Source organism: Aquirufa sp. (genome assembly GCF_044377215.1).
Taxonomy (GTDB): Bacteria; Bacteroidota; Bacteroidia; order Cytophagales; family Spirosomataceae; genus Aquirufa.
On record NZ_JBILJM010000007.1, the window covers coordinates 1 to 18,463 of the forward strand.

The 18,463-nt window shown below is 38.4% G+C and carries 13 protein-coding genes; 5 read left to right on the top strand and 8 right to left on the bottom strand.

The genetic code is table 11. From position 1 onward, the window contains the following. On the bottom strand, window positions 1–1,940 hold a 1,940-nt coding region (locus ACIQ6T_RS03870), incomplete at its 3' end, for a PVC-type heme-binding CxxCH protein (RefSeq protein ID WP_395784424.1). Between the two features lie 179 nt (window positions 1,941–2,119). Between ACIQ6T_RS03870 and ACIQ6T_RS03875 the strand changes: the two genes are divergently transcribed. Beyond that, window positions 2,120–3,406, top strand: coding sequence for a hemolysin family protein (locus tag ACIQ6T_RS03875; RefSeq protein WP_395784426.1), 1,287 nt, complete (start codon window positions 2,120–2,122; stop codon window positions 3,404–3,406). A gap of 58 nt (window positions 3,407–3,464) precedes the next feature. Here the strand turns inward: ACIQ6T_RS03875 and ACIQ6T_RS03880 are convergent, their stop codons facing one another. From ACIQ6T_RS03880 to ACIQ6T_RS03900, 5 genes are all read right to left on the bottom strand, one after another. Further along, window positions 3,465–4,220, bottom strand: coding sequence for an SDR family oxidoreductase (locus tag ACIQ6T_RS03880; protein WP_395784428.1), 756 nt, complete (start codon window positions 4,218–4,220; stop codon window positions 3,465–3,467). Between the two features lie 8 nt (window positions 4,221–4,228). After that, window positions 4,229–6,811: a cation-translocating P-type ATPase gene (locus ACIQ6T_RS03885; RefSeq protein WP_395784430.1), complete on the bottom strand. Its 2,583-nt coding sequence runs from the start codon at window positions 6,809–6,811 to the stop codon at window positions 4,229–4,231. Continuing rightward, on the bottom strand, window positions 6,808–7,263 hold the full coding sequence (locus ACIQ6T_RS03890; RefSeq protein WP_395784432.1) for a DUF2062 domain-containing protein: 456 nt from the start codon (window positions 7,261–7,263) through the stop codon (window positions 6,808–6,810). Before ACIQ6T_RS03890 ends, ACIQ6T_RS03885 begins: the two co-directional genes overlap by 4 nt. Beyond that, a complete protein-coding gene (locus tag ACIQ6T_RS03895; protein ID WP_395784434.1) occupies window positions 7,260–8,285 on the bottom strand; it encodes a universal stress protein in 1,026 nt (341 codons plus the stop codon). Before ACIQ6T_RS03895 ends, ACIQ6T_RS03890 begins: the two co-directional genes overlap by 4 nt. A gap of 396 nt (window positions 8,286–8,681) precedes the next feature. Beyond that, window positions 8,682–9,977, bottom strand: coding sequence for a carboxypeptidase-like regulatory domain-containing protein (locus tag ACIQ6T_RS03900; protein WP_395784436.1), 1,296 nt, complete (start codon window positions 9,975–9,977; stop codon window positions 8,682–8,684). 151 nt (window positions 9,978–10,128) lie between these two features. On the opposite strand from ACIQ6T_RS03900, the gene ACIQ6T_RS03905 reads away from it, so the two are divergent. After that, the gene (locus ACIQ6T_RS03905; protein ID WP_395784438.1) at window positions 10,129–11,358 is read left to right on the top strand and encodes an AGE family epimerase/isomerase; all 1,230 of its coding nucleotides are present in this window, start codon (window positions 10,129–10,131) and stop codon (window positions 11,356–11,358) included. Between the two features lie 61 nt (window positions 11,359–11,419). Here ACIQ6T_RS03905 and ACIQ6T_RS03910 read toward each other — a convergent pair whose 3' ends face one another. Next, a complete protein-coding gene (locus ACIQ6T_RS03910; RefSeq protein ID WP_395784440.1) occupies window positions 11,420–12,811 on the bottom strand; it encodes a sulfatase in 1,392 nt (463 codons plus the stop codon). A 284-nt stretch (window positions 12,812–13,095) separates the two neighbouring features. Then, a complete protein-coding gene (locus ACIQ6T_RS03915; RefSeq protein ID WP_395784442.1) occupies window positions 13,096–13,602 on the bottom strand; it encodes a Rieske 2Fe-2S domain-containing protein in 507 nt (168 codons plus the stop codon). A gap of 78 nt (window positions 13,603–13,680) precedes the next feature. Here ACIQ6T_RS03915 and ACIQ6T_RS03920 point away from each other — a divergent pair, with 78 nt between their 5' ends. From ACIQ6T_RS03920 to ACIQ6T_RS03930, 3 genes are read left to right on the top strand one after another with little or no spacing between them, the layout of a single operon-like run. Further along, window positions 13,681–15,429, top strand: coding sequence for a DUF1800 family protein (locus ACIQ6T_RS03920; protein ID WP_395784444.1), 1,749 nt, complete (start codon window positions 13,681–13,683; stop codon window positions 15,427–15,429). 1 nt (window position 15,430) lies between these two features. Next, window positions 15,431–17,530 carry a DUF1501 domain-containing protein gene (locus ACIQ6T_RS03925; RefSeq protein WP_395784446.1) on the top strand — a complete coding sequence of 700 codons (2,100 nt, stop codon included), beginning with the start codon at window positions 15,431–15,433 and terminating at the stop codon, window positions 17,528–17,530. Then, window positions 17,527–18,240: a hypothetical protein gene (locus ACIQ6T_RS03930; RefSeq protein WP_395784448.1), complete on the top strand. Its 714-nt coding sequence runs from the start codon at window positions 17,527–17,529 to the stop codon at window positions 18,238–18,240. The genes ACIQ6T_RS03925 and ACIQ6T_RS03930 overlap by 4 nt, the downstream gene beginning before the upstream one ends. The last annotated feature ends 223 nt before the right edge of the window (window positions 18,241–18,463 follow it).

Consider the following 18,463-nt stretch of genomic DNA (forward strand, 5'->3'; position numbering starts at 1 on the left):
ACAAATCCTGAACCTGATTTTGCCAAAACATCGGATAAAATAGCATGCTCATGGATATTGGCCATGAAAATCTTTCCTTTTTGGTCTGCAGGAAAAGCGTCGGATTGATATACCCGAGCACCTCCGTGGGCTGAACGGTGCGTGTGATCCGCAATGGTTCGAATGTCGCTATACAAATAAGGATTAAAATGCTGGCCTCCTTGGCGATGATATACGCCTCCAGGAACCACATGCCACATGTGAGGAATCACACAGGCCGAAATGAACAGTTGGCCTTTCGCGTCATAATCAATTCCCCACGGATTACTAAATCCATGTGCGACCACCTCAAAAATATCTTTGGTTGGATGGTACCTCCACACGCCGCCGTTAATGTCGACTCCTTCTCCTTCTAAAATATCCTCAGGGAAAGGGTCATTTTGCTTGTAAATTTTCCCTTTGCCATTCGGCTTTCTTACTTTAGAAGGTGTCGCAAATCCTTGTAAGCCATACAGCCAACCATCCGGTCCCCAGTGCAAACTGTTTAATGTCTCATGCCGATCGCGAATTCCCCAGCCCGTTAATTTTACTTCGATATCTGCCATGTCTGCTACGTCGTCATGGTTTTTGTCTGGGACAAAAAGCAAATTAGGTGGGGCACCTAGGTAAAGTCCATCAAAACCAACGGCAATGGCGGAGGGAAATGCGATCCCTTCGAGAAACACTTTTTTTGAATCTGCGATACCGTCATGATTTGTGTCTTCAATGATTAATATGCGGCTATTTCCCGCTTTTGAAAAACCATATCCACGGGATTCATAATCTCGATTTTCCGCGATCCAAAGTCGGCCTTTATCATCCCAACAAAAAGCCATGGGCTGTGTAATCATAGGCTCAGCGGCCCACGCGTTTACCTTAAAACCAGGTTTTAACGTCATGGCGGCCGTGGCTTCGGCTGGGGTTAAAAACTTGGCATCCCGTCCTTCTTGTTGGGCCACACCCCACAAAGCCGTGGAACCTCCACCCACGTTAAATGACATATCTTGTCCACTGTAGTTAGCCCAAAGCTTATTGATTTCTGTGTCCGTGAGATTTCCGGTATAGACAAGGATTTCATGCTTGATTGTCTCGATCTTGCCCTTTTTTATTTCCCAATTGCCTTTTCTTGCGCGGGCCACCCCGATGCCCAATTGGTTATCTACCCGCCAATGCTGCGGAAATCCATTATTTTCAGGATGGTCGAAAACGGCTATGTGGGCGCGGTCCTTTCGGCCTTCTATTTGAATGCCCACATCGACCCAATTGGACCGTTGGCCTTCTGCCTTTTCATTTTTCTGTCTAGCTCCATTGTTTACTTCGCCGTCTATGCCTTCCTTCCATGGCATGCGGACAAATAACCCACCATAATCATACATGCCGATGGTGACATCTGTTTTTGCCTCGCCGGTCCAAATCAATTTGAGGAAATATTTTCCGTTTTCTTCGCGCATAGTCCAGGTTTGCGTTTCGGTCAAAACCGCATTTCCTTTCTCGTCTAGTAAATCGTAAACAGTTTCCCACTTCACTTCATTGCCGCTGTTTTTAATGACACTGGCTTTGGATTTACGCCAATAGTCACCTTCTGGATGATGGAAATAATCACGGCCATTGACACGGGTATAGCCCCAATAGATGCCGGTTTGATGCTTGTGATGGCCTGGACTGTATTCCGTTAAAACTCCATTGCCGTCTGGCGCCACGATGGGATGGAGGAATGGACGGAAATTATCTTTGGCTACCTGCGTTAGGATGGGTGATTTTCCATTCTTGCGGAAAATGGATATACTACTTGTTTTGGCGTCTTGTGTGATGAATAAGCTTGTAATTTTTGACGGACTGGATTTTGTTTTATTGCTTTGAGCGAATGATATCTGGGTTAATATGGCCAAAAATGCCAGGCAATAAAGGAAGATTTTTTTCATGATTATGTATAGGTCAACAAAAAATAACGCGCAAAAGAGTTTAAGTACATCTCCTTCGAATGTAGCAATAATTGTATTTTAAATAAAATAATTGGCTGAAAAATCGAGCAGCGATAGGCAGTAAATAATTTACAAAGCCTTAATAGGTGTTTGGCAGTGAACTTAGTAGATTTGTGGCCATGGAGATACTCGTAATTATCATTCTTACGTTACTTAATTCTTTTTTCGCGCTATCGGAAATTGCATTAGTTTCTGTAAAGAAAAGCCGCATTGAACACCTTGCTGCTCAAGGCAATAGTCGGGCAAAAACAGTTTTACAACTTTTGGAAAATCCTGAAAATTTTCTTTCTTCGGTTCAAGTAGGCATTACGTTAATAGGGATTATTTCGGGTGCTTATGGGGGCGCTGCACTTACCGATGATATGGAGCAATTTTTGTCTTCATTTACGTTTCTCCAAAATTACCATCATAGCATTTCTCTAGTAACGGTAATTGGCAGCATAACCTACTTCTCCATTGTCATTGGCGAGTTAGTTCCTAAAACAATTGGAATGAATAACGCTGAAAGTATCGCACTGGTATGTGTTCCCATTATCAAGGAATTTACCCGAGTAACTTACCCTTTTGTGAAATTACTGTCCGTTTCAACCAACGTAATTTTGAAGGTATTTGGCATAAAGGAAAATGAAAACGAGAGGGTAAGTGAGGATGAATTAAGATTTATACTTAAAAGTGCCCGGAATCAAGGAGTTTTAGAAAAGGAAGAAAGCGAGGTTCACCACAATCTTTTTTCATTTACCGACCAAACTGCTAGGTCCCTCATGACGCACAAAAGTGAATTGGAATGGATAAATAGACATTCACCCATTGAAGTTATTTTTGATAAACTGAAAGAAAGCGTTCATTCAAAATTTATTGTTGGCGATGGTTCAATAGATAAAGTTTTAGGTGTAATGACAATTAAGGATTTTTTAGAGCACTACAAAAAAGAAGGGTTTGAATTAGCACAAATTAGTAAGCCACCTATTTTTTTGATTCAAAATACGTCTGCATTTAAAATTCTAAATGTATTTAAAAAGAAGAAACAATACATGGCTATTGTCGTAGATGAGTATGGGTCCACAAAGGGCATTGTTACACTTCATGATCTCATCGAAGCGTTAGTTGGCGATTTGCCAGACGAGAATGAAAAAGAGGAATTGAGCATCCGTAAACGGGACGAAAATAGTTATTTGATAGACGGTAGAACGCTGATTTTTGAATTAAATCAATACTTCCAGCATGAAATAATTGAGGATAATATTTCGCATTACACAACCATTTCAGGATTTATTTTATCAAAACTACAATCAATGCCAAATACGGGAGACAAGGTAAGTTTCGATAACTTCATAGTTGAAATTATCGATATGGATGGCGTACGAATTGACAAAGTGCTTTTGACAAAAGTTGCCCCAAGCGTCTAAGTAGATTTACCATACATACCTGCATCGGGCTTTTCGTGCACTAAAAATTAAACCCTAGTTACTGGGTTGTCCATCCGCCATCGATTGCAATGGTTTGGCCGGTAATAAATGAGGCTGCTTGAGAGCAGAGAAACACAACGGTATCCGCTATTTCTTCAGGTTGGCCTACTCGATCCATCGGATTTGTCGCAACTAATTGCTCTAAAACCTTGGGGTCTTGTCCGGTAAAGCGATCCACCATAGGGGTGTGAATTATTCCTGGGCAAACGGCATTAACCCGAATATTCTGCTTTGCATAGTCCAAGGCAACATTTTTTGTCAACCCTACAACAGCATGTTTGGAAGCTACATAGGCAGCAGTTCCGCCAAAACCTACGATGCCCGCAATAGAAGCATTATTGACAATCACGCCGCCACCTACTTTTAACATTTCAGGAATCTGGTACTTCATAGCATACCAGACACCTTTCAGGTTAATATTGAAGGTTTTGTCCCAATTTTCGTTGCTGCATTCTGTCACAGAACCCGGTATTCCTTCAATGCCGGCATTGTTGAACGCAAAATCTAGTCGGCCATACCGAGCAATCGTTTCAGCAACCAAATTTTTTACATCATCTTCAACTGAAACATCACATGTGACAAAAATGGCATCACCTCCATTTGCTAAGATGGCGTTGAGTGTGTCTTCGTCCTGCTTCCAGTCTGAAAGAACTACTTTTGCTCCTTTTTGTGCAAATGCAATTGCTGTAGATTTACCAATACCGAAAGTGCTTCCGGTAATAATAACTACTTTGTTTTTGAATGTTGAATCCATGGCATTGTTTATTTAGAATTTGATATGTTTAGACTTCTGCGTTTAACCCATTTTTCCATTTCTACTGCCCAAAAAACAATACTGGAAAGTCCGATACAGGTCAATAGTTCATTAAGCGTCAACGATTGTGTACGAAAAATGTCTTGTAAAAAAGGAACATAAATTACGGCCATTTGCAAACTTAGCGTCAATAGAACTGCTACTGCTAACTGCTTATTTCCTAAAATTCCTTGATTGAAAAGTGATTTCCAGTCGCTGCGAATGGCCATTGCATGCCCCATTTGTGACATACTTAATACGGTGAACACCATGGTCATCCATGTATCATTGCCTGCGTGTATGGCCCAACCTTGAGTTCCGATACATATCGCACCCATCAGCAGCCCCACCCATAGAATATGAATTCCTACACCACCACTGAAAATACTTTCATCTGTTTTGCGTGGCATACGCTTTAAAATATTCGCTTCGGCTTCTTCGGAGGCAAAAGCAAGTCCGGGCAAACCGTCTGTAACGAGATTTATCCACAGAATATGAATTGGCAGTAGTGGAATGGGTAAGCCGATAAGCGGTGCAAGGAAAATTGTCCATACCTCACCGCTGTTGCTGGTCATCGTGTATTTTATGAATTTACGTATGTTGTCATAAATTCGTCGGCCTTCACTGACCGCTTTGATGATCGTGGCAAAATTATCATCTAACAAAATCATGTGTGCCGCCTCTTTGGAAACATCAGTACCTGAAATACCCATTGCGATGCCAATATTAGCTCGCTTTAATGCAGGGGCATCATTCACGCCATCGCCTGTCATCGCAACAAAATGATTTTTCTTTTGCAATGCTTTGACAATATGTAGTTTTTGTTCAGGAGAGACACGGGCATATACTTTGATGTATTCAATCTCTTTTTCAAATTCTTCATCTGTATAATTAGCAAGTTCAATTCCTGTAATGACCCGGTCGGTTTTGTGTCGTAAAATCCCTGTTTCCGTGGCAATAGCTTTTGCTGTAATCGGATGGTCGCCGGTGATCATAACGGGTGTGATTCCTGCTGTGTGGCAATCTGCAATCGCTTGTATGACTTCCTCCCGCGGTGGGTCAATCATGGCTGCCAAGCCAATAAACGTTAAGTTGGTCTCCATACTTTCAATGGATATGCGCTTAGGTAACGTATCTACCAGTTTTAGGGCATAAGCCAAAACCCTTTTTCCTTGTCGAGCAAACTGGTCGGTCGCTTCATTTATTTCTATTGAATGGGCATCGTTACAACAGCTTAAAATGTTTTCCACGGCACCTTTTGTAACAATTAGCCATTGGCTACCGAACGGATAAATTGTTGTCATTCGTTTTCTTACGGAATCAAACGGTAATTCATGTTGACGTTTAAAATCTGTCATCCATTTTTGGTCGTAGCTTTTATTTTTTCTGGCATATTCCACTAACGCCACTTCGGTCGGGTCACCTTTTAGTTGGTTGCTTTCATCTACCACCACATTATGGTTCAGTTCCATCGAAAGTAGCCATACCTGTTCAGCTGAAAACGCGTGGATGGATTCTGCTTTTGGTGAAAGCCAACAATCCATGACTGTCATTTTATTTTGGGTAATGGTCCCTGTTTTATCGGAACAGATGTAGGTCACAGAACCCAACGTTTCAACGGCAGATAATTTTCGAATGAGTGAATTTTTACGAACCAACTGTTTTGCACCCAAAGCCAGCGCAATCGTGATGACGGCAGGTAGTGCTTCTGGAATAGCGGCTACTGCGACAGAGATTGCGGTGAGCAACATGCGAATGGGATCTTCGCCGCGCAACAAACCTGCACCGTAAATAATGGTGCAAATAAATAGAACAACATAAGACAGGTTTTTTCCAAAGTCGGCTAATCGCTTTTGAAGGGGTGTTTTAGTTTCATCCTCCTCGAGCAGTTGGGCTATGCGACCAATTTCGGTGTTCATCCCAGTTGCAACAACAATGCCTTCGCCTCTTCCATAGGTTACATTAGTTGTTTTGTAGACCATATTAAATCGGTCGCCTATCGTTGCGTTTTCTGTGATAGTTCCAGCTGTATTTTTTTCGACTGCATTTGATTCGCCGGTCAATGAAGCTTCATCCACGTGTAAAGAATACGTTTCTGTTAAACGGATGTCTGCCGGCACGGACATTCCTGCTTCTAGAAGAAGTATGTCACCGGGTACTAACTCGGATGCAGCAAGCTGAACAATAGTGCCTCCTCTACGAACCGTGGCAGTTAATGAAGACATTTTTTTCAGGGCCTCAAGTGCTTTTTCTGCACGGTATTCCTGTATAAAGCCGATGATGGCATTGAGTAATACAATGATTAGTATGACAATGGCATCTTTTAAATCGCCCACGGCTAGCGAAATCACGGCCGCTGCGAGCAGAATAATAACCATGACATCTGTAAACTGACGCAGTAATAAAATGAGCACAGAAATTCTCTTTTTTTCTATTAGCTCATTTTTACCGTATTGTTTTTGACGTTCTTCTATTTCTGCACTAGGCAAGCCATGCTCACTCGTGGTAAAAAGTCGTTGAATTTCGGATATAGCTATTAGATGAAAATTCATGCTAAATTCTTTTTTCTTCTATTTTCAACCGCATATTTTACTATGAAATAAATTAAAAGGGCAGTCATGGCACTTACTATAGTTGCGCCAATAAACATGACATAACCAATTTTGGAGATGTTTTGGTACCAAGTTTCATATTCAAACTTGAAATCTGTAGGTATAAATAGTGTGCCTACATGGTAGCTAATCATTAACAAGAAAGGACTTGTTAAGGGATTGGATATAAAAGCGGCTGAAAGGGCTGCTGGTAAATTAAAACGGAAGATCTTGTAGAGTAACAAGGATAAAACCGTGCTTAATCCAAATGTGGGGAATACACCCCAAAATGCACCAATAGCCGCTCCTAACGCAATTTCGTGCGTACTTCCTCGCGAATTATATATGCTAAGGAAGTTGGCCTTTAGCCTACTTAAAATAGTCCGTATAAAGTTTCTTTTTATGGATTTCACTTGGAAAATATCAGAACAGGGACCTTAGTGGAATAGGTTAACTCGGCTGATTTGCTGGGTAAAAATAAACTTTCGAAAAAGCTCTTTTTACGCTTGGTAAACATGACTAATAATTCAGGTTTAGCCTTTTGAATATATTTTGAAATTCGTTCTACCAGTGAGCGTTCAAGATTGTTTTTTTCGACCTTTAAATTGATATGCTCAAATTCTTTTGTTTTGAATAATTCTTTGTTTTTTTCAAACTTCTTCTTGTTAAGCATAATGGACGCATAATGTAATACGTCTACATGCAAAGAAATTTCACTTGAAAGCTTTGAAATCTGTACTAATTCACCTTTGAGATTTTCAAAATCAGATAAATAGGTAACATTTTTTATAGGTTTTGCCCGATAATGGCTTGGTATAACCAGAACAGGAACGTTGGAGTTATTCACAATATATGAGGTGTGGGTTCCCATTACTTTTCTAAGCATACCAGCCCCTTGGGTAGCTATGCATATAAAATCTATTTTATTTTTCTCGGCATATTTTATAATGTCTTTCTCTGTTGAAATACAATGGTCAACAACAAACTTAACTTGAGCGAATTTGGCTTTATTTTTGCCAGTAGCTGTATGGATAAACTTTTTGAGTTCGACAGAAAGACGCTCTGTTTCTTCGTCCTTGTACCTGTTAAAGAAATCATCACTCCAATTTCTTGGTTTCAGAAAATGAATGGCGTGGTAAAAAACAACCTCTATATTTTTAGATTGTTTAGCTAGGTTCAGGGCAAATCGAATTGCTCCTTTTGAGTTTGACGAAAAGTCGGTGGTTACGAGTAGTTTCATTTTTTTTATTTTTAGATAAGATGCATTATATCGTGTTTTTTCCCTGAAGGTTTGTTGGCATAAGTCAAAAAATGCCACCGGCGCTCCTTTTGTAAAAACATCCCAGGTTTCATTTCTCAAATCATAGACTTGCGGATTGGTTCCTATTTGTTTGTTCGAGGGAGCTTCTTTTTTAAGTTTTCCACCAGTGTGCATTTTAGTGGTTTGTGCTATTTCTAGTCCTAGGGGTATCAAATTAGTGGTCTTAAATAATGTGATATTGATCAATTACTTTGTTTGATAAGCTAAATGGTACTTTAGCCAATGAAGTACGATCACGAAATAGAACGATTTCCAATAAGAATCGAATAAAAGGTCACCTACTTATGTCGCAAAGTAGAAATAACCTATTGACTAATAACTGATTATGCTCATGTACGAAGCATAATATTCCTGATTAAAATTAGGTTTTGCGGGTATGATTTTGAATGATCTGTTAGCCAAAGCCATTCAATGCCTTGTAATGGCACGTGTATTACCGGTAAATTAATGGGTATGAGCAACATCCTTATTTGCTTGAAAAACAGGCGTGCTTAAAAAAGAGCAGGTATTTTAGTCGATTGAATTTTCATTCAGCGATTTTCGTTGAATTTTTCGGATAGCTGATTCAATGGATTTTTCAGGTTCGATGATATTATAAGCTCCCCAAAAATCTGGGTCAGCTAAACTTAAAACTTTGTCTGACATAATCACATTGGAGTTCAACTTCTGCGTATTTTGATCCTCTTTGATGTCGAGTTTTTTCGAATCGGTGACGGCCATTTCAAACGTGGTGCTATAGATCGTGTTGAATATTTTTCTATCCCAGTTTAATTTAAACGTCAAATCTCCGCGCGAATAAGCAAAAATCCATTTGTCATTTTCTTGTCGGTAGTTAATTTGGTAGCGGACTTCGGTTGGATAAATGTCGAGGCCAACCGGTTTTTTGCGCGTAAATTGAAGTCCTGATTTGATTTTATCCTCCACATTTAGTTGGAAAGTAGCGCTTATAACAGCCAGACTTTTCGCATCGATATACATTTTCCCAAAGTATAGCGGGTTTTCGTTTGTTGGCTTTTGTTTGAAAGCTAAAACCAACACCTGTTTATTGTTTATTTGGGTAATATCCTCTAAACTAAAATCATATAATTCGAATGCTTTCTCCGAAAATAATAACGTGGGATTTTTAATTAAATCAATGTATAAGGCGGAATAAGGACCTCCTTGTAATTTAAAATTGACGGTGTCTAATCTAGTATAATCCGTATTTTTCCTACCCTTAAAAAGATTGATTTGGTCTTGCGAACTTACGGAAAAGGGCTGCTTTTGAATATTAACGATGGATTCAGAGAGGGAGACGTAGGAACGCCGTTTTTTAATTGTTTCCCGATAAAACCCAGTCATCTGAATGGGATCATCTCCATAATTTTGTAGTCGATTATATAATACCCCTGAAAATATATTTTTTGCATCTAGTACTTGTACAACTACTTCCTCAAGTAAGGTATTACTCGGTTCCAAAAACAGTACATTTTTTTCTAGCTCTAATTCCTTGATAGGAACAACTTTGTTTTTATATCCCAAATGTGAAATGAGAAGGCTTGAATTCTGCTTTTCGGTTGGGATTTTAATGGAGAATTTTCCCTCACTATTGCTAATGGTAGAGATGCTTGTTCCGGAGACGGTAATACTCGCATAGATGAGTTCATTCTTTGTTTTACTGTCCAAAATAGATCCTTTGAATTGTTTGAACGAACTAGAGTCCGCCGTATGGTAGCTTGAGAAGCGGGCTTCTAATTGCAATTGAGCCAGAATGATGAAGAATAATCCAATTATTCCTCTAAAATATACGTGTAGGGGAGTTTTCATAGTGTCCGTCGTCACATTAAAATGGACTTTTACCTTAGGAGTTTTGTACTGAATCGAAAGTAGTAATTATTTTAAATAATCGTTTAAAATTTAATCACAATCCTTAAATTTAAATTGAATAATCTACATAGGTCTCCCTAAATCAAGCTCCATGAAAATCTTTAAAATTGTCATTTTCCTGATGTGTGCACACGCTATTTCTGCACAAAGTCCAAGCACATTCAAAAAAGAAATAAAAATTGAACTAAATGAAATTTTAACTTTTTGGGAAAAATATAGTGTGGATGTTGAAAATGGTGGATTCTATGGGGCCGTTGACGTGAATAATGTGCCTAATGTGCAGGCCGACAAAGGATTAATTTTAAACTGTAGAATCCTTTGGACCTTTTCCGCCGCATATCAAATGGACCCCAAACAAGGGTATAAAAAATTGGCCAATCGCACATTTAATTACTTGAATACCTATTTTTGGGACGCAAAAAACAAAGGGGCATATTGGTCCGTCAAATCAACTGGCATTCCTTCCGACACCCATAAACAAGTCTATGCGGAGGGATTTATGATCTATGCCTTTACTGAATATTATAAAATTTCGAAAAATCCGCAAGCTCTAGAAAAAGCAAAAATCATTTATCAGGTCCTGCAAGATAAATGCAAGGATCAGAAAAATGGAGGATATTATGAGGCCTACGATGCGACTTGGAAACCGATTGATGATAATACGATTACCCAAGGAAAAGCAGATCAAAAAAAATCCATGAATACGCATCTGCATTTAATTGAGGCCTTTGCCAATTTATATCAGGTGTATCCCGATAAAAAATTAAAAGCTGAAATTGAAACTATGCTTGCCATTTTTCATGAAAAAATAATTGCCAACGGTACAACGCAAACCTTGTTTTTTACAGATGATTGGTCTCCAAGATCAGAAGCTGTTTCTTTTGGTCATGATATAGAATCGGCATGGCTTTTACTTGAAACTGCGGAGACAATTAAAAATCCAACTTGGATTAAAAAAATGAAAACCTTAGCTATCAATATGGCTATCGAAGCAGAAAAGGGAATTGATCCCAAGGATGGGGGCATGTGGAATGAGAAAAATCAAGGCCATATCAACACCGAGAAACATTGGTGGCCACAAGCAGAAGCAATGGTTGGATACTTCAATGCATTCCAATTAACCGGAAATAAAAAATTCTATGCATTAAGTCTAGGCTCTTGGTCTTTTATTAAATCGGAACTAAAATCGCCAACAGGCGAATGGTATTGGGGAATAGACGAGGGAAAAGAGCCTATGATGCGTAACGGAAAAATTGGCCCTTGGAAAGGCCCTTACCACAATGGAAGAGCCTGTTTGGAAATTTTAAAACGTATTCGCTAATCAATAAATGCTAGTTGGTTTTTGCTCATATGGCAGATATACTTTTGTTGGCCGTCAACAACTAATAATACGGATATCTATCCCAAAGGTTTGTAGTAGGATTGGTAAATCGGGGATCACCTGTTCGCTTCATCCAAGCCTCTAAGTCTATTTTTAACTTATTTTTTTGTTTTTCAAATTGCTTTTCATTGGCCAAATTATGCAATTGGTTCGGATCATTTTTTAAATCATATAATTCCTCCGAACCTCTTTTTTTCAAAGTTCGATCCACAAAAAAACTATATTTTAGCGTATCTGATAAAATTAATTGTTTAGTTGGCGAATCATCGATGTCACCATAAGGACCCACGGCCACCCATTTTTGTGGGTCTCCAGCTGGATATCGATTGGGTTCAAAATTGCGCAGGTACAAAAACTCCTTCGTTCGGATTCCTCTGATAGGATATCCTAAATCTCCTTTTCTTACATTCGCATGCCTTTCTCTTTCAACAAAAACAGCACTTCGACTTGGTAACGAACGACCATTTAGTAAATTAATTAGACTTTTGGAAGGAAGATCTGCGGGTTTTTTGATCCCCAAAATGTCCAATACGGTGGGAGCCAAATCAATTAAACTTACTAATTCGCTGGAACGTGCTGGCTTAATTTTTCCTTTCCAATATATGATAAGAGGCACATTTGTGCCGGAGTCATAACACGTTGCTTTTGCCCTTGGGAACGGCATGCCATTGTCGCTTGTGATAATAATTAGCGTGTTTTCTAACTCGCCTTTTGACGCTAACATAGCAATCAATTTGCCCACATTGCTATCAAATCTTTCCACTTCAAAATAGTAATCCAATATATCTTTTCTAACCACATCCGTGTCGGGGAGGAATCCAGGAACTTGTACGCGTTGTGGATCTAGTCCTGCTTGTTCACCAGTTCCTTTGACATATTCACGATGCGGGTCAATGGATCCGAACCAATAAAAGAATGGTTTGTCTTTTGGCTTTTCACCTAAAAATGCATCAAAATCCTTAAAATTTTTACCTGCTGGATTTTCTAGATACCCACCAATTTTAAAATTTCCTGGACCCCAGCCTTTTCTTTCGCTGCCAACAAAACCACCTGATTCTTGAATAAGGCTTACAAAATTTGGAATACGTACGGGTAAACTACCCCATAAATTTCCTCCTTCAGCCATTTGATGCGGATACTTGCCTGTTAAAATACTCGCTCTTGAAGGACTGCACGATGCAGCTGAACAAAATGCTTGGTCAAAAATCAGGCCATCTTTTCCTAATTGGTCAATATTGGGTGTCCGGATTACCCGATCTCCATAAATTCCAGCATGCTTTGACCAATCATCAGCAACGATGAAAAGTATGTTAGGTTTTAGGGCCAAATTCTGACTCAAAACAGGTAGCGCAGATAAGGTAAAAACTAAGCAAAAAAAGTTTTTTCTGAACATTAATTTTATACTTTTTTGGGTTCAAACTCACTTAACACCGAGTCGGTCATCCCCAATGAAACAATAAATATTTAACCCATCTACTGATTAAAATGGAGAAACGATAGATAAACTATTATCAGTTATTTTATCTGGTACTAACTCAGTATACTTTCAAAATTAACTTTTTATCGTAATCAACCAACGATTGTGGTTGATTTGTAAAATATCAGAAAGACTTACTGCTTTAGATATAAATTTAATATAATAAACGATTCGCTCGCGTGAATTAGTCGGCACCAATGTTAACCAAAATCAACCAACAATAAATCTTTATAAAGCGATGTTTTAAAGGAACGCAAATTGCCAAACTGACTGTTTGAGCTACATCTTGATGTTTGACCGGATTCAATCCCAAAATTATTTCCGTGGTTAGCGCATCTAAATTTATTGTTCTGAAAACTCCACTGATTTTTTGTTCCTAAATGTGGACAACAATTATCAAACGCAACCAAAATGGTATCACTTTTCCTTAATAATAACACCCCATTTTCTAAATCATTTACAAAATTTATAGCTGTCAATAACTTAGAATAACTCGCATGCTTCAAATGGAAATAGCCCTTATTTTGATCTATCATAAACCCTGCGGTCCCAATTAACTTTAATCGGTCTAAATAATCTTTTTCTTCCTGGGGGATAACGACGGTTGCTTCATTTTTAGAGCTTGAACACGATTCAGACATTGCTGCTCCTACAATAGAAAGTACTAAAGCGGGACAGGTTTTTAATGTAAATTCTCTTCTTTTCATGTATCAAAATCTGACCTTTACATCAGTTTTTATGCATTTTAAATTTAATAATATTATATTTGGCCTGCTTTATTTCATATGCAAAATACAGAAAATATAGATTTAGTGGCCCAATTTCGGCAGGAAAACGTTGATTTTTCTAAAATCGAACGAGCTAGGGCATCAAGAACCCTTGTCACTGCGGGCCTTGAGCCCTATGCTGGCACTTGGGGAACTGCACAAAAGAAGCATCTATTAAATCGTGTTTTAACTGGTTATGCTCACAGGCATCTATTAGACCTAAATAACCTAACATTACAAAAGTCTTTAGATTTAATTTTTACGCCTGAAAAACAACCCAGTATTCCGGTTAATGATTATGATCATGAAATCACGAAGGAAGAAACTGAAAAACAAGGGCACTTGTATATACCTCCCGGGAAAGAATATGTATTTGCACCTGAACCGAATAACGGTTCACCATGGCCTAGGCATCAGTCATTTGACGCTTGGTTGTATAAAAATATGATCACGCAAAGTACTTCCGTACACTGGCGCATGGTATTTTTCTTACATAATTTACTAGCAGCTGGAAAGGGTAGTGTTAAAATGTTCTATCAACATTACATGACTCTTTTTAACAGTTGCTTTGAAACATATAAAGCCACTATTTATAAAATAACATTGGATCCAACGATGTTGGACTATCTTAACCTTCAAAATAGCCTTAAAAGTGCTCCTGATGAAAATTATGCGCGCGAGTTACAAGAATTATTTACGGTAGGTAAAGGTCCTAATTCAAAATTTACGGAGAAAGATGTTAGTGAAATGGCTCGATGCTTGGTGGGTTGGCAATTTGATTGGGATAGTAAATCAAACAAAACAGGTCCTATTACCAACGTATTTTCTGATTTTAACCATGATGATCAGGATAAACAATTCTCTGCTTTTTATGGAAATCGTGTAATTAGGGGTCGAAAAGGCCCTGATGGCATGAAAGAATTAGATGATGTAATTGAAATGATTTTCAGCGTCAAAGAATGTGAATTGTATCTATGTAGAAGGCTTTATCAGTTTTTCTGTTATCCAATCATTAACGATACGGTAGAAAAAAATGTCATCGCACCGATGGCTGATTTGTTGCGTAAAAATAATTTTGAACTTATGGTTCCGCTTCGAGCGCTTTTGGGAAGTGCTCATTTTTACGATACTTCGTTTTACAATTCATTGGTCAAATCTCCCTTAGAATTCATGTTCGGTTTTTACAAGGAATTTGATATGTATTTGGTGAATACAGATGGAGGGGATATTCCAAAACGATACTCAGATCCATTGACAGCCAATTTTTATAAATACAGTAAATTGCAGTGGGAAATGAGCAATATGGGCTTGAATTATACAGAGCCTCCTAGCGTATCTGGGTGGCCTGCTTATTACCAAGTACCGGTATACGATTTATTTTGGATTAATTCTGATACGATTGCAAAGAGGTCCAACATAGGTAATAGTATTGGCAAATGGGGTGCTTGGGTTGGGTCAGGCGATGTCAAAGGAAATGTTCACAATCAAATAGATAAAATTAAATTCATCAATACGTTAAAATCTCCAGATAATATTGATCTGGTAATTGATGAAACAGTAGAAAGAGTGATGGCTGTTCCAATTAGTGCTAAGGCGAAGGAACGTATTAAATTAAGTGTTTTGGGTGGTAATGCGCCATCTTATTATACGCAATTGTATCAGGCTTATAAGCAAAATCCAACTGAGGCGAATAGGTTAACTTTAAATAATCGGTTAGAAAATTTGTTTGGGGCATTATTCCAAATGGGAGAAATTCACTTGTTTTAAAATGGATAGAAGAAAATTCATACATCAAATGACACATGCGGCAGCCCTGCCTGCATTGTTTTCTTCATTTCCATTTGAATCGTTGGGAATAGGATCTGAATCCGAATTATCACAAACGATTGCCGAAGGAAATATCCTGGTAATTATTGTTTTGAATGGTGGAAATGATGGGCTAAATACGGTAGTCCCATTGAATATGTTGTCGAAGCTAAATCGTATTCGCTCGACAGTCATGTTACCAGATAATAAAATATTACCACTAGAAGGAACAGAATTAGGACTTCATCCATCTCTTAAAGGATTTCAATCCTTGTTTAAAGAGAATCGCTTGAAAATTGTTCAAGGCGTCGCATATCCTGATCCAAGTTATTCGCATTTTAGATCCATGGATATTTGGGATTCAGCTTCCGATTCGTATAAATACGAAAATAGCGGTTGGGCCGGTCGTTTCATCGAGACCAAACATCCTAATTTTCCAGAAGCATACCCAACACAACTGTTTCCTCATCCATTATCTATGGAAATTGGTGGAAATTCTTCACTGATGTTTACAGGAAAGAGATCCTTTACCAGCGTAGTTGCCTCAAACCCAGAATCTTTTTTTGAAATCATTAATGAGTTTGATAATAATTACCCTTCTACACCAATTGGGGAGAAGTTGAAATTTTTGCAGCTCATGGCTAAGCAGTCAAATGCCTATGGAAAAGTGTTAAAAGAGCAATATAAAAAAGGAACTGACTATGCATTTCCTAGAAGTAATTTAGCGGATCAATTAAAGATAATAAGCCGACTTATATCAGGGGGTTTGCAAACCAGAATATATAAAGTTCAAATTGGTGGTTTTGATACCCATGGTTCGCAAGTAGACCCTTCTGACAAAACGAAAGGAATGCACGCCAATCTTTTGAAAGAAATAGATGATGCGGTAGCAGCATTTATGAAGAGCCTAGACCAAATGGGTAAATCGGATCGTGTATTAGGTATGTGTGTTTCAGAATTTGGTCGGACTGTACATTCCAATGGAACGAACGGAACAGATCATGGCACCGTTTCACCGATTATTTTGTTTGGAAATAAAGTTGACCCTAAGGTTATAGGCAAGAATCCAATCATTCCAGATAATACCAATTATTCCTATGAAATGGATATGCAATACGATTTCCGCCAAGTGTATGCTTCAGTAATGAACCAATGGATGGGCGGTTCAAAAGCATTTGCTAAGGATATATTATTCAGAGAATTTGATCAAATTTCAATAATTCAATCAGCCGCTATTGACTCGGATGAAGACGGTGTTCCGGATGTATTTGATAAGTGTAATGATACTCCGTTAGGTACATTAGTAGATGCCAATGGATGTGAATTTTTCATTTTACCTGCGACTAATTTCAAATTAGAAGTGGTGTCTGCAACTTGTGTAGGCGCTACAAATGGGTCTTTAAAAGTTGCGGTCCTAAATACTAATTTCGCTTATTCATTAATGGTCAAAGGACCAAATAAATATGAAAAACAGATCGCTATACCTAAAGGAGTCGCCAATAGCGTCTTAAGTGGGTTAGCTTTAGGTGAGTATAATTTAGTTTTCACGGTGGATAATGTTAAAAATTACCAACAAGCCTTCGATATAAAGATTGGGGAACCAGCACCTTTGGTAGTTCAATCAATCATCGACGTGGAAAATAAATCAATGAATATCAAACTAGGAGGTGCAACATCTTATTTGGTGAAGATAAATTCGGCTACGTTTAAAGTGACGGAGGCGAATTGGTCCACCTCTTTACCTGCTGGTCTAGTAAAACTCCAAGTGAGTACCGATTTAAATTGCCAAGGCCTTTATATAGAGGAGTTTTTTGTTTCAGAGTCTGTTAAGGTATTTCCAAATCCAACCACCGGCCCCGTACAAGTATATGTGAATGGGGTAGACCAAAAGGTTGATATTTCCATTATCAATCCAGCTGGAGTAAATGTCTTAAATCAAACTTACTCTGTCTCATCGTCAAGATTAATTGCTTTAGATTTAAGTGATTTCTTTGCGGGTCTTTATTTAGTTCGCTTAAAAGGTGAAACAGTGGATCAAACATTAAAAATAGTTAAGCTATGAAATATCTAGGAATTTTATGGATTAGCCTTTTGTTCTTTGCCTGTTCTGAAGCAGAAGAAACAATTACTCCGGTTCCAAAAGTAATTCCACCGCCTACTGCCGCTGCACTTACCTTGCCAGCCAATAACACTGTTTGTTATGAGGGAAATAACACTGTATTAACCACGGCGGATGTTGAATTTACATGGTCCAAAGCAAAGGATACGGAGGTTTATGACTTAGTTGTAACAAACTTGAATACATTAGCCAACACGACAAAATCAGGAAATAGCGAAACTAAAGCCACGTTAAAACTTCTTAGAGGCACACCTTACCGTTGGCAAGTTATTTCAAAATCCAACAAAACTAAAGATACAGCTAGCAGTGAGGTTTGGAAATTTTACCTGGCCGGAGATGGGGCATCCACTTATGCACCTTTCCCAGCTACAATTATTGCTCCATTAAGTGGGGTAACCGTTACAGCTGATGCTGCTGGAAAAGTAAATCTCATCTGGTCTGGTGCAGATCCAGATAGCAAGGTTTTGAAGTATGAAGTTTATGTGGACACGGATCAAATCAAAGTTCTAAATAGGCAGGTAGCCCCTAACCCTACAACAAATACTAATTTTTTGGTCAATGTGAAGTCTGGTTCTGTCTATTATTGGTCCGTAAAAACGAGCGATGGAATTTTGAGCTCTTACTCGATTCCTTATAGCTTTAGGGTAAAATAATCAGTAAATATATTCTGTAGTCTCTTTTCATGTATAAGTGTAGGCATTTTTTATGTGCCTCCAAGGAAAAGACTGCTTTTTATGGAAGAAAAATCCTCTAATCATAAATTACAAGTGTAGTTGACCCGATTTGCGGAAACTCAAATTGTTTCAATCTTTTACTAGCAGTAAAGTAGATAAATTATTCTACTTAAGGCGCAATCGATTTAGATAAATTAGCAAG